General features: G+C 67.3%; 10 protein-coding genes. 3 read left to right on the plus strand and 7 right to left on the minus strand.

All coding sequences use genetic code 11. The annotated features are described in order from the left end of the window. Positions 1-115: 115 nt before the first annotated feature. Together BLT03_RS17675 and BLT03_RS17680 are read left to right on the plus strand one after the other, a co-directional pair. Positions 116-1,669, plus strand: a complete 1,554-nt coding sequence (locus BLT03_RS17675; RefSeq protein ID WP_092745065.1) for a winged helix-turn-helix domain-containing protein — start codon at positions 116-118, stop codon at positions 1,667-1,669. 85 nt (positions 1,670-1,754) lie between these two features. Further along, positions 1,755-3,896 carry an NAD(P)-binding protein gene (locus BLT03_RS17680; protein WP_092745066.1) on the plus strand — a complete coding sequence of 714 codons (2,142 nt, stop codon included), beginning with the start codon at positions 1,755-1,757 and terminating at the stop codon, positions 3,894-3,896. 105 nt (positions 3,897-4,001) lie between these two features. On the opposite strand, the gene BLT03_RS17685 is transcribed toward BLT03_RS17680, so the two are convergent. Continuing rightward, on the minus strand, positions 4,002-5,276 hold the full coding sequence (locus tag BLT03_RS17685; protein WP_092745067.1) for an amidohydrolase family protein: 1,275 nt from the start codon (positions 5,274-5,276) through the stop codon (positions 4,002-4,004). A gap of 232 nt (positions 5,277-5,508) precedes the next feature. On the opposite strand from BLT03_RS17685, the gene BLT03_RS17690 reads away from it, so the two are divergent. Beyond that, on the plus strand, positions 5,509-5,898 hold the full coding sequence (locus BLT03_RS17690) for a VOC family protein (RefSeq protein ID WP_092745068.1): 390 nt from the start codon (positions 5,509-5,511) through the stop codon (positions 5,896-5,898). 37 nt (positions 5,899-5,935) lie between these two features. On the opposite strand, the gene BLT03_RS17695 is transcribed toward BLT03_RS17690, so the two are convergent. The 6 genes from BLT03_RS17695 to BLT03_RS17720 form a co-directional block, all read right to left on the minus strand. After that, the gene (locus BLT03_RS17695; RefSeq protein ID WP_092745069.1) at positions 5,936-6,637 is read right to left on the minus strand and encodes a helix-turn-helix domain-containing protein; all 702 of its coding nucleotides are present in this window, start codon (positions 6,635-6,637) and stop codon (positions 5,936-5,938) included. Positions 6,638-6,655: 18 nt separating this feature from the next. Then, positions 6,656-7,270: a GNAT family N-acetyltransferase gene (locus tag BLT03_RS17700; protein ID WP_092745070.1), complete on the minus strand. Its 615-nt coding sequence runs from the start codon at positions 7,268-7,270 to the stop codon at positions 6,656-6,658. 9 nt (positions 7,271-7,279) lie between these two features. Further along, a complete protein-coding gene (locus BLT03_RS17705) occupies positions 7,280-8,203 on the minus strand; it encodes an ABC transporter permease (RefSeq protein WP_092745071.1) in 924 nt (307 codons plus the stop codon). A gap of 109 nt (positions 8,204-8,312) precedes the next feature. Then, on the minus strand, positions 8,313-9,374 hold the full coding sequence (locus BLT03_RS17710) for an ABC transporter permease (protein ID WP_092745072.1): 1,062 nt from the start codon (positions 9,372-9,374) through the stop codon (positions 8,313-8,315). Continuing rightward, positions 9,371-11,020 (minus strand): ABC transporter ATP-binding protein, encoded by a 1,650-nt coding sequence (locus tag BLT03_RS17715; RefSeq protein ID WP_245711443.1) that lies wholly within the window; start codon positions 11,018-11,020, stop codon positions 9,371-9,373. Before BLT03_RS17715 ends, BLT03_RS17710 begins: the two co-directional genes overlap by 4 nt. Before the next feature lie 98 nt (positions 11,021-11,118). Next, the gene (locus BLT03_RS17720; protein ID WP_092745074.1) at positions 11,119-12,129 is read right to left on the minus strand and encodes a BMP family protein; all 1,011 of its coding nucleotides are present in this window, start codon (positions 12,127-12,129) and stop codon (positions 11,119-11,121) included. Between the last annotated feature and the right edge of the window lie 218 nt (positions 12,130-12,347).

Consider the following 12,347-nt stretch of genomic DNA (forward strand, 5'->3'; position numbering starts at 1 on the left):
TGCCCTTAACAAATCTTGGAAAATCCTGAAGCGTTCTGAAACATCTTGGTGTAGAGTCAGCCTCCAACCGGGGGAGGCCGGGTCGTTTCATGGAACAGGACCTTGTGCGGGCGCAATGACCACTGAATTCACGTTTTCCCACTTCACTCTGAGAGTCCATGAACGCCAGTTGCTGGCCCATGGCAAGCCTGTTCTGCTGGGGGCACGCGCTTTCGATGTCCTGTGCGCCCTGGTGCACAAAGCCGGTGCTCTGGTAACCAAGTCGGAACTGTTCAACCTGGTCTGGCCCGGCATGGTGGTGGAAGAGAACAACCTGCAGGTGCACGTCTCCTCGCTGCGCAAGCTGCTGGGCTCCGAACTGATCATGACGATTCCCGGGCAGGGCTACCGGTTCGTCGCCCGCGTCGCACCGGTCGTGCCGGCAGCGGCCCTGGCAGTGGACAAGGCGATGCCCGAGCCGGTGCCCATCGTGGCCCCAAGCACCTCGCGTTCGGTGGCGGTGCTGCCTTTCGGCGTGGCTGGTGGGGTTGCCGAAGAGGGCTATCTGGCCGATGGCATGGCCGAGGACATCATCAACCGGCTTTCGCGCTCGCGCTGGCTGTATGTCATCGCCCGCAGCTCCTCGGTGAGCTACCGGCATCCACTGCCGCCCAACGGCACCATCAGCCAGCAACTGGGGGTGCGCTACCTCGTGACGGGGCTGATCCGCTTCAACGGCAACCGGCTGCGCATCACCGCGGAGCTGATCGATGGCCCGCGCAACGAAACCATCTGGGCGCAAAGCTTCGATCGCCCGGTGGACGATCTCTTTCAGGTACAGGACGAAATCTCGGCCGCCATCGTGAGTGCGATCGAGCCGGTCTACCTGCGGCGAGAAGAATGGGTCAGCAGCCAGACCACCCCGCGCGACCGGGAGCATTGGGAACTGTTGATGCGCGCGCGCTGGCACTTCTGGCGGTCCACGCGCGATCACATGCAAAAGGCCGAGCACTTCGCGCAGAAGGCGCTCGACACCAAGCCCGACGATCCCCCCAGCCTGGCGCTCATGGCCTTCGTGCTGATGTCGCGGGTGTGGGCGGGCTGGTCCGATTCAGCGCGCATGGACATTGCCGAGGCCAACCGCCTTGCCCTGATGGCGGTGAGCCACGACGACACCGATGCGTTCGCCCATTTCACGCTGGGCACGGTGCTCTCTTTCTCGCACAACTTTCCCCAGGCGATCTCCGAGCAGGAACATGCGCTGTCGATCTACCCGCAGTTCGCCGCCGCTGCGGGCGAGTTGGGGCGCCTGCTGGCGTTCTGCGGGCGCACGCAGGAGGCCGCGAGCTATGCGCTGCAGGCGTGCGAGGCCAGTCCGCTCGATCCGCACCTGAGCCTGTGGATTCGCACGCGCGCACTGGCCAGCTTCATCGAGCAGGACTACCAGGCCGCGCTCGGCTTTGCGCTGCAGGCGCTGTCCAAGCGGCCCGACTGGTTCTTCAACCATTACCTGCTGGCGGCCTGCCAGGTCGCCGCGGGCGTGCCCGAAGACGCGCAGCAAACCCTGCGGCAGGCGCAAAAGTTCGGTCCGTATTCATTGCAGGCGCTGAAGGCCGGGCACCCCTTCGTCGACGAAAACCATTTGAACCGCTACACCGACTGCCTGCGCCAGGCCGGCTGGAGCGAGTGAACCGAACCGATTCGATCACCCATGGAGCGTGAAGACGTTCCGACAAGAAGCCATCGGCAATCCAAAGAGAAAAGAGGGAAGAGGTATGTCTGACGCGAATCGTTCACCCCGGAAAATTGCCATTCTCGGGGGCGGCCTGGCCGCTCTCACGGCGGCCTACGAGCTGACCAGCCAGCCGGGCTGGCAAGAGAAATACGCCATCACCGTGTACCAGATGGGATGGCGTCTGGGCGGCAAGTGCGCCACCAAGCGGGGGCCCAACAACCGCATCGAGGAGCACGGCATCCACGGCTTTCTGGGCAGCTACTACAACGCGCTGCCGCTCATGGCCGATTGCTACAAGGCGCTGGGCCGCCCCGCAGACGCCAAGCTGGCCACGTTCGATCAGGCTTTCGTTCCCGAGAGTTTCGTGCTGATGTGGGAGTTCGAGAACGGTGGCTTCAAGCGCTGGCCCATGACGGTGCCGACCAACGCGCTCACGCCGGACGATTCCTCGTCGCTGCAGACCATTCGCCAGTGGATCGGCGGGCTGATCGAGACCACGCAGGGCCTGATCGATCCCGAAGCCACGCCCGGCCTGAGCGAAATCCACAAGCTGGAGCTGCGGGCCGGCCAGGCCATCCTGGAGCGCCTGCAGACCGCGATTCTCGACGAGGGCACGATGTTGGGCGCCAGCCATCCGGTGCTCGACGAGGTGTGGGGCTGGCTGCAGTCCCACCTCAAAACGCTGATCGAGGAGAACGACGATCTGCGGCGCCTGTATATCCTGCTCGAATACCTGCTGGCCATCGTGCGCGGCGTGCTGGCCGACCACATCATCGAACGCGGCTTCGATGTGATCGACAACGAGAACTTCAGCGACTGGCTCGCGCGCCACGGCGCTTCGGTGATGACGGTGTCGTCGCCGCTGGCGCTCAATACGGTGAATCTTTCATACCAGTATCCGCAGGGCGACACGGCCCGCACCGCCAGCATGGCGGCCGGCGCCTACCTGCACTGGTCGCTGCGCAGCTATGCCTACATGGGCGCGTTCGCTTGGCTCTTCGCAGCGGGCACGGGCGAGACGGTGATCGCGCCGCTGTACCTGGTGCTGCGCCAGCGTGGCGTGCAGTTCGAGTTCTTCCACAAGGTCGAGAACCTGGCGCTGTCGGCCGACGGCCAGTCGGTGGCGGCGGTGCAGATGGGCGTGCAGGCCACGCTGGTGAAGCCGGACGCGCCCTACGAGCCGCTGGTGCCGGTCGAGGGCCTGCCGTCGTGGCCGTCCGGCCCCGGCTACGACCAACTGGTGCAGGGCGACGCGCTGCGCGAGCAGAACATCGATCTGGAGTCGTACTGGACACCCTGGAAGAACGTGGGCGAGAAGACCCTCAAGGCCGGCGAAGACTTCGACCAGGTGGTGCTGGCCATCGCCGTGGGCGCCGTGCCCTACCTGTGCAAGGAACTGCTGGCCGCACGCCCCGCATGGCGCAACATGGTCGAGAAGGTGCCCACCGTGCAGACGCAGACCATGCAGGTCTGGCTGAACCGCACCACCACCGACCTGGGCTGGGACATTCCCATGAAGAACCCCACCGACACGGTGATCGGTGCCACCTACATGAATCCGCTGGACGGGCAGGTGGACTTCAGCCACCTGCTGCAGTGGGAGTCCTGGCCCGCCGCCCAGATGCCGAAATCGCTCTGGTACTTCTCGGGCGCCATGGCCGACTACGAGCCGCCCCCGCCGCTGACAGACACCGACTATCCCGCGCGGGCCCATGCCCGGGTCAAGGCGCAGTGCATCCAGTACCTGCAGGTGTGCATGGGGCCGCTGCTGCCCAAGTCCACCACCAACGTGGTCTCGCCCCCCGGCGACCCGACCGGCATGGATTTCAGCCTGCTGCAAGACCATGACCCGGCCAACGCGGGCCTGGGCGTACAACGGTTCGACCAGCAATTCTGGCGCGCCAACATCGATCCGTCCGAACGCTACGTGATCAGCCCGCCCGGCAGCACGGCGGCCCGGCTCAAAGCGTGGGAATCCGGCTTCACCAACCTGGTGTTGGCGGGCGACTGGATCTACACCGGCCTGAACGTGGGCAGCGCAGAGGGCGCGACCATGGGCGGACGGCTTGCCGCGCATGCGATCAGCGGCCTGCCTGCGCTGACGGACATCGTCGGGTATCCAGCAGCCGATGTGCCACCCGGCACCTCGACGACCTTGCCCGCGCCAGCCGCTGCTGCTTGACGAGCTGAAGGCCTGAACACGGGCGGGCCGCCGGCAACCGGCGCCCGCCCGTATATCACGGTCAGATCCCGCTCAGACCCCGGTCAGACCGCGCTTAGATTCAGCTCAGCCGCGCAGGAAGTCCGCGTGGCCCGGCCTGCCGGGCAGCGCCAGCGCCGCCACGGGGGCAGGGCTGCTCGCCACCTTCTTGCCGCGCCGCCACACGGCCAGCCGTGCGGCGCGCAGTCGAATGGCCTCGGCCGGGTTGCGCGCGTGCAGCAGCACGAAATCGGCATGGCAACCGGCCTCGAGGCCGTAGCCTTCCAGCCCCAGCAGCTTCGCCGGGTTGGTGGTGACGGCCTCGAAGCACTGGCGCATGGCGGTCTGGCTGGTCATCTGCCCCACGTGAAGGCCCATGTGCGCAGCCTCCAGCATGTCGCCGCTGCCGCCGCCGTACCACGGGTCCATCACGCAGTCGTGGCCGAACGCCACGGTCAGCCCGGCCGTCATCAGCTCGGGCACGCGCGTCATGCCACGGCGCTTGGGGTAGGTGTCGTGCCGGCCCTGCAGCGTGATGTTGATGAGCGGATTGGCCACCACGCCCAGCTGCGCCTCGGCCATCAGGGGAATGAGCTTGCTCACGTAGTAGTTGTCCATGCTGTGCATGGAGGTGAGGTGCGACCCGGTCACCCGGCCGTGCAAGCCCAGGCGCTGCGTCTCGAAGGCCAGCGTTTCGACATGGCGCGAGAGCGGATCGTCGGATTCGTCGCAGTGCATGTCCACGCGCTTGCCCAGATTGGCGGCCAGCTCGCACAAAATGCGCACGCTTTCCGCGCCCTGCGCCATGGTGCGCTCGAAATGCGGAATGCCGCCCACCACATCCACGCCCATGTCCAGGGCCCGTTTCAGGTTATCGAGGCCGCCTGCGGCGCGCAGCACACCGTCCTGCGGGAAGGCGACGAGCTGCAGGTCGAGGTAGGGCGCCACGCGGCGCTTCACGTCGATGAGCGCCTGCACCGGCAGCAGCCGCGCATCGCTGGTGTCCACGTGCGAGCGGATCGCCAGCAGGCCGCGCCCCACGGCCCAGTCGCAGTACTGCATTGCGCGTTCGACGATGGCCTCGTGCGTGAGATCCGGCTTGAGTTCGCCCCACAGCGCGATGCCCTCCAGCAGCGTGCCGCTCTCGTTCACGCGCGGCTGGCCGTAGCTCAGCGTCGAATCCATGTGGAAGTGCGCGTCGACGAACGGCGGGCTGAGCAGCAGTCCGCCGGCATCGACGGTGTCATGCGCGGGGGCTTGCAGCCCTTCGGTCACTTCGGCAATGCGCCCGTCCTGCACGGCCACGGAGATGTTGGTGCGGCCGTCGGGCAGGGTGGCGTTGTGGATGAGCAGGTCGAGCATGGGGTGGGGCGCGCGAGCAGGGCGCGGCGGTTTTGTGGGTTGGAGGATGCGCGGCCGGGCATGCAAAAGGCTTGCCTGCGGGCGCTGCCCCGCCAGTGTAGGCCGCAAGGGAAACGTCCCCCTCGCAGGCCGATGGCCAGGCAGTCCCTGTCGGATTTCTTCCAGACCGTCAGCATCAGGCCGCCTATGCTGCGGCAGGTTCGATCCATCCCATTTTGTTGAAGGAGACCGCATGCAGTTCGGCTACACCATTCTCTACGTCGAAGACGTGCCCGCCACCGTCGCTTTCTACGAGGCCGCGTTCGGCCTCTCACGCCGCTTCGTGCACGAAGAAGGCGATTTCGGCGAAATGGACACCGGCGCCACCGCGCTGGCGTTCTCGTCGTTGAAGCTGATGGGCCAGCTCGGCAAGAACCCGCAGCGCGCGGTGGCGGGCGCTCCACAGTGCGAGATCGCGTTCACCACGGCCGACGTCGCCGCTGCCGTGGACCGCGCCGTGCAGGCCGGCGCCATGCTCGTACAGCCGCCCGAGACCATGCCCTGGGGCCAGACGGTGGCCTATGTGCACGACTGCAACGGCTTTCTGGTGGAGCTTTGCACGCCGATGGCCGCGGGCGGTTGATGAGTGAAGCGGTGGCTTGGTCGAAGGCCCCGCGCCATCAACCGTAGCCGCTGGACTGCACGGACGCCAGCAGGTCTTGGGACGACCGCAGCCTGGCGGGCGTTTGCCCCAGCCAGTGCAGGCACTCACGCCCGAAGTGGGCTTGGTCGGCATAGCCGTGGTCCGCAGCGATGGCGGCCAACGGCAACCCATCGCCAGCCAGTGCCCGGGCCGCGCGGCGCACCCGGGCGAGGGCGCGCCAGTAGCGCGGGGGCTCGCCGGTCGTGGTGCGGGTCAGCCGCTCCAGCGTGCGTTCGGACACGCCCAGCGACCGTGCCGCAGCGGCAACGGTCGGGGAATGGGCCAGTGCGGCCAGCGCATCCTGCATGCGTGCGTCGCACCGCGTGAAATCCGCCAGCGCCGTGTGCACATGGGCCGCGCTTTCGGCCGGATCGCCGGTCAGGTCGATGGCCTGCACCGCCTGCAGCAGCGCATCGGCGTTCACCACCACGCCGGGATGCAGCCGAAAACCCAGCCAGTCTTCGCCAGCGCTTCCCGGCACGCCATAGGCCTGCTGCGGCAGGTGCGACACCATCCAGTGCGCGGCGCCCTGCGCGTCGATTTGCACGATGAGGTCACGGCACCCGTCGGGCAGCACGCAGGTCACGCCGGGTTCGGTGCTGTGGTGCTGCCAGCGCTCCAGCACCGTGGGAGGCAGCCATATTGCATCCGGCGAAGCGGGAAGCAGGAGACGTTCCATGGGCGGTGCCGAGGTGCTTCAGCTGCGACCCGCGCCTACCTGCCAGTCGGCACGGGTGAGCCGGTACAGGCAATGCGGCTGCACGGGGTGCCCCTGCGGCACGGCCGGGTGATCGAACGCCTCTGCAAGGCTTTCACGCATGCCCAGCCGTTCCATCACGGCGCGGGATCGCTGGTTGCGCAGGGTGGTGAACGACACGATTTCCGATAGGTCAAGTGCTTCAAAACCCACGCGCAGGGCCAAGCGAGCTGCCTCGCTCGCCAAGCCCTGACCCCAGAAAGGCCGGGCGAGCCGCCAGCCGATCTCCACGCATGGCGCGAAGGGCAGCTCGGCCGATGGCGTGTGCAGGCCGACGAAACCCATGAAGCGCGGCCCGTCGTCCAGCAAGCAGTCCGCCGCCCAGAAACCCCAGCCGCGCTGATCGATGAGCTTTTCTATCCGCTCTGCCATGGCATCGCTGGCATCGCGCGCCAGCGGCGCGGGAAAGTGCTCCATCACCGCCGGGTCGGCGTTCATCGCGGCGAAAGGTGCGCGGTCGGCGGCAGTCCACTGCCGAAGGCGCACCCGCGGCGTGGCCAGATGGTCGGGCGATAGGTGAACGAAGGTGTCGGGGATGGCGGCGTGCGTCGGCATGGGCCGATGCTACCGCTCGCCCTTGCGGTAGGGCTTCATCAGCGCCTGCGGATAGGCCGCTTTGCGCGCCACCAGCACCAGCGCCAGGATCGACAGCAGGTAAGGCAGCATCAGATACACCTGATAGGGCAGCCAGGCATCGCCCGCCTGCTGCAGCCGCAGTTGCAGCGCATCGAAAAACGCGAAGAGCAGGGCGCCCAGCAGCGCCTTGCCGGGTCGCCACGAGGCGAAGACCACCAGCGCCACGCAGATCCAGCCGCGCCCGTTCACCATGTTGAAGAAGAACGCATTGAAGGCCGACAGCGTGAGGAACGCGCCCGCCACCCCCATGAGCGCCGAGCCCGCCACCACCGACGACGTGCGCGTGGCCGCGACCGAAATGCCCTGGCCTTCGGCCGCCTGCGGGTTCTCGCCCACCATGCGCACCGCCAGCCCCAGCGGCGTGCGCAGCAGCGCCCAGGCCAGAACTGGCACCAGAACGAGCGCCAGCAGGGTGAGCGGGGTCTGCGCCGAAAGGATGGGAATGCCCAGCCACGCCATGGGCGCAAAGGGCTCGATGGTCGGTGGCGTGGTCACCTTGGGGAAGCCCACCCGGTAGCCGTAGTAGCTGAGCGAAGTCGCCAGCAGCGTGATGCCCAGCCCCGACACGTGTTGCGACAACGCCAGGCCCACGGTGAGCCAGGCATGCAACAGCCCGAACGCCGCGCCCGTGAGCGCGGCCACCAGCACCCCGGTCCACAGGCCATGCCCGGCATACACCGTGAGCCAGCCGGTGAAGGCCCCCGCGACCATGATCCCTTCGATGCCCAGGTTGAGCACGCCCGCGCGTTCGCACAGCAGCACGCCCAGGGTGCCCAGGATGAGCGGCGTGGCCACCCGCAGCGTGGCGATCCAGAACGCTGGGTTGGCCAGAATGTCGAGCAGTTCGGTCATGCGGCCAGTCGTTCAGAAACGTTTGCTATGAATTTAATAGCTGCCAGCGCAATGAATACGGCGGCGCAGGCCCAATTTGACTTGAAACAGCCTTTGGTGTGCCGCCGCGTCATTTCCAGCGCACCCGGTACTGCGTGAGCAGGCCCGCGACCAGTACCGCGATCAGCGAGGCCGCCACGATCACATCGGCGATATACGTGGGCACGCCGACCGCGCGGCTCATGGTGTCGGCCCCCACCAGCACGCCCGCCATGAACACGCCCGCAGCCACCACGCCCAGCGGATGCAAACCCGCCAGCATGGCGATCACGATGCCGCTGTAGCCATAGCCCGGGGACATGTCGAGCGTCACATAGCTGGTGCGTCCCGCCACTTCGATGGCACCCGCGAGCCCGGCCAGCCCGCCCGAAAGCAGCGCCACCAGCACCACCGTGCGCGTGACCGGCACACCGGCGAACGCAGCGGCGCGGGCGTTGGCCCCGGCCGCGCGGATCTGAAAACCCGGCACCGTGCGCGTCAGCAGCGCCCACAGCAGCACCGCCAGGCCAACGGCCCACAGCAGGCCGGTGTGCAACCGCGTCTGTGGCACCAGGCGCGACAGCTCCAGCTCGCTTTGCAGCGCCACGCTTTGCGGCCAGCCGAGGGCCAGCGGGTCTTTCATCGGACCGTCGAGCAGGGCCGACACCAGCAGCAGCATCACGAAGTTGAGCAGCAGCGTCGTCACCACCTCGTCCACCCCGAGCCGCGCCTTCATCAGCGCTGGGCCCAGCAGCAGGGCCGCCCCGGCCAATGCGGCGGCCAGCATCATGAGCGGGAACAGTACGGCGGGCGGCATCTGCAAACCGGTGCCTCCGTGCATGCCCCCCACCGCCACGGCCGCGATGGCGCCCGCATACAGCTGCCCCTCCGCGCCGATGTTGAAGAGCCGTGCGCGGAACGCCACGGCTGCGGACAAGCCCGTCAGGATGAGCGGCGTGGCGCGCGTCAGCGTTTCGGTCAAGGCGAACACCGAGCCGAACGCGCCCTGCGCCAGCAGCGCGTAGGTCCGGCCCACCGGCGCGCCGGCCCAGAGCACCAGCAGGGCGCTCACCAGCAGGGTGAAGGCCACCGCGCCGATGGGGGCGGCCGCGTAAGCCAGGGCCGAAGTGCGATCGCGTTTTTCCAGCCTCATGGGGCAATGCTTTCAGGGCCGGGGGCCGGCGGTGACATGGTCGGGTCTGCGGAGGCGGCGCCTGCCATCGCCAGGCCGATGGCCTCACGCGTCCAGGCGGTCGCTGGCCGGGCATTGCTCAGATGCCCGCCATGCATGACCGCCACGCGGTCGCCCAGCGCCAGCACCTCGTCCAGGTCATCGGAGATCAGCAGCACGGCCGCGCCGGCGTCGCGCGCCGCCACCAGTTGCCGCTGCACGAAAGTCACCGCGCCGATGTCCAGGCCCCACGTGGGCTGGTGCGCCACGATGAGGCGCGGCGCGGGCGCCGGTTGATTGCCGTCGCCGGGCGGGAGCAGCGCCCGGCCCAGAATGAGTTTTTGCATGTTGCCGCCCGAGAGGCACCGCGCCGGCGCGTCCAGCCCGCCGCCGCGCACGTCGAAGGTTTCGGCCACGCGGCGCGCATGCTGGCGTGCCGCACCGCGCCGGACCCAAAAGCCCGTGAACCATCCGCGCGAGAACCACCGGCTGGGCAGGCGCTCGGAAATGGCGTTCTCCCACACCGGCAGATCGCCCACCACGCCGACCGCATGGCGGTCTTCGGGGATGCGGGCCACGCCCTGCGCCACCAGCCGGGTCGGGCGTGCCACCAGAGGCGCACCCAGCAGCGTGGCCGTACCTGCCGTGGGCACGCGCACGCCGCACAGCACATCGGCCAGCGCCACCTGCCCGTTGCCCGAAACGCCGGCAATAGCCACGATCTCGCCCGCATGGAGCGTGAGGCTCACGCCCCGCAGCGCATCCTGGGCCGACGCGGAAGACGCCTGCGTCTCGACCCCATCGAGCGTGCACACCGCCGCACCGACCACGCTGGCCGGGCTGCGCTCCGCCGCGTCCACGGCATGGCCCACCATCCACTGCGCCAACTGCCCTTGCGTGGTGCCGCGGGCCGGAGCCTCTGCCACGAGCTTGCCCTGGCGCAGCACGGCGATGCGATGCGACACGCGCAGCACCTCGCCCAGCTTGTGGCTGATGAACACGATCGACAGCCCTTGCGCCACCATCTGGGCCAGGGTGTGGAGCAGCGCCTCGCTCTCTTGCGGCGTGAGCACGGCAGTGGGTTCGTCCAGGATCAGGATGCGTGCGCCACGGTACAGCGCCTTCAGAATCTCGACGCGCTGCCGCTCACCCACCGACAGGCTGCCCACGCGCGCATCGGGCGCCACCGGCAGCCCGAACTGCGCCGACACCGCCATCAGCCGCGCGCGGCCGGCGGCCCTGCGCGAGAAAGGCTGCCACAGCGGCTCGCTGCCCAGCATCACGTTGTCCAGCACGCTCAGGTTGTCGGCCAGCGTGAAGTGCTGGTGCACCATGCCGATGCCGGCCGCCAGCGACGCGCGGGGCTGTCCCGGCGGCAGCGGCTGCCCGAAAACCTCGATGTGCCCGGCATCGGCCCGGTAGTGGCCGAACAGGATAGACATCAGCGTGGACTTGCCCGCGCCGTTCTCGCCCAGCAGCGCGAGCACCTCGCCGCGCGCCAGCGTCAGGCTGATGCCGTCATTGGCCAAGAGCGGGCCGAAGCGCTTGGTGATGCCGCTCAGGCGCAGCACGGGGCCACCCTCCGTCCCGCGCGCCTGCTGGGCCGGCGCTTGTTGTTCTGCGCTCACGCGGTGCGCCCTTGCGGGCCGTGCACCTCACCCGCTGCAATGACTCCCGGTGCGACCGTTCGCACGCCGTGCAGCGCAGCAATCGCCATCCGCACCGCTTACTTCGCCGTGGATTTGGGCTGGCTGTCGTCCACCTTCACGGTGAACTTGCCCGCCAGAATGTCGGCCTCCTTGGCTTTCACCTTGGCGACCACATCGGCCGGCACCTTCTTTTCGAACGTGCCCAGCGGCGCCAGCTCCGAACCCTTGTGCTTCATCATCGAATAAGGGCCGTAGTCCTCGGCGGTGAACTTGCCTTCCTTGACCGCCGCGATCGCGCGGTCCACGCTGGGCTCCATGTGCCACAGGGCCGAGGCCACCACCGTCTCGGGGTACTGGGCCTGCGTGTTGATCACGTTGCCGATGGCGAGCTTGCCCTTTTCCTTGGCCGCGTCGGACACGCCGAAACGCTCGGCATACAGCACATCGGCGCCCTTGTCGATCATCGCGAACGTCGCCTCCTTGGCCTTCGGCGGATCGAACCAGCTGTTGATGAAGGTGATGGTGAACTCCACCTTCGGGTTCACTTCCCTGGCGCCTGCCATGAAGGCATGCATCAGGCGATTGACCTCGGGGATCGGAAATCCGCCCACCATACCGATCTTGTTCGTGCGCGTCATGCCGCCCGCCACCATGCCGGAGAGGTACGCCGGCTCCTGGATGTAGTTGTCGAACACGCTGAAATTCGGCCCCTGCGGCTTGCCGGAGGAACCCATCACGAAAGCCGTCTTGGGGAAGTCCTTGGCCACCTTGCGCGCGGCGGACTCCACCCCGAACACCTCGCCGAAGATCAGCTGGTTGCCGCCCGTGGCGTACTCACGCATCACCCGTTCGTAATCGGCATTGGCCACGTTCTCGCTGCTTTTGTATTCGATCTCTCCCCGCGTCTCGGCCGCCTTGAGTGCTTTGTGAATGCGGCTCACCCATTGCTGCTCGTAGGGCACGGTGTAGATCGCTGCGACCTTCAGTTTCGCCTGCGCAAAAGCCAGCGTGGGCGCAAAGCCCAGCGTGGCGGAAATGGCGAGCGAGGTGCAGAACAGGCGGCCGGTGAAGAGGCGGCGAGAGGTCATGGAAGGGTATCTTTCTTTGCAAGGAACTCGATAACGAGATTAAGCAATTTGCACGCCCGGCAAGGCAAGGGTAATTACTTATCCGTCGGATTTTTTTGCGTGAAAGTCAATGAAATTTTTTGACTTGTTGTTCAATTACACACATTTAGAAATATTCGGAATAGACGCAAAACCTACACAGAAATTACACGGTTTTGTCGAATAGCATCCGCGCCACC

The organism is Paracidovorax valerianellae (genome assembly GCF_900102625.1).
In the GTDB taxonomy this organism is placed as follows: Bacteria; Pseudomonadota; Gammaproteobacteria; order Burkholderiales; family Burkholderiaceae_C; genus Paracidovorax; species Paracidovorax valerianellae.

Excerpts from the sequence above, each read along its gene's own strand:
- BLT03_RS17675 (WP_092745065.1), top strand. The coding sequence starts at position 116 with ATGACCACTGAATTCACGTTTTCCCACTTCACTCTGAGAGTCCATGAA.
- BLT03_RS17710 (WP_092745072.1), bottom strand. The coding sequence starts at position 9,374 with ATGAGGCTGGAAAAACGCGATCGCACTTCGGCCCTGGCTTACGCGGCC.
- BLT03_RS17680 (WP_092745066.1), top strand. The coding sequence starts at position 1,755 with ATGTCTGACGCGAATCGTTCACCCCGGAAAATTGCCATTCTCGGGGGC.
- BLT03_RS17720 (WP_092745074.1), bottom strand. The coding sequence starts at position 12,129 with ATGACCTCTCGCCGCCTCTTCACCGGCCGCCTGTTCTGCACCTCGCTC.
- BLT03_RS17700 (WP_092745070.1), bottom strand. The coding sequence starts at position 7,270 with ATGCCGACGCACGCCGCCATCCCCGACACCTTCGTTCACCTATCGCCC.
- BLT03_RS17695 (WP_092745069.1), bottom strand. The coding sequence starts at position 6,637 with ATGGAACGTCTCCTGCTTCCCGCTTCGCCGGATGCAATATGGCTGCCT.
- BLT03_RS17685 (WP_092745067.1), bottom strand. The coding sequence starts at position 5,276 with ATGCTCGACCTGCTCATCCACAACGCCACCCTGCCCGACGGCCGCACC.
- BLT03_RS17705 (WP_092745071.1), bottom strand. The coding sequence starts at position 8,203 with ATGACCGAACTGCTCGACATTCTGGCCAACCCAGCGTTCTGGATCGCC.
- BLT03_RS17690 (WP_092745068.1), top strand. The coding sequence starts at position 5,509 with ATGCAGTTCGGCTACACCATTCTCTACGTCGAAGACGTGCCCGCCACC.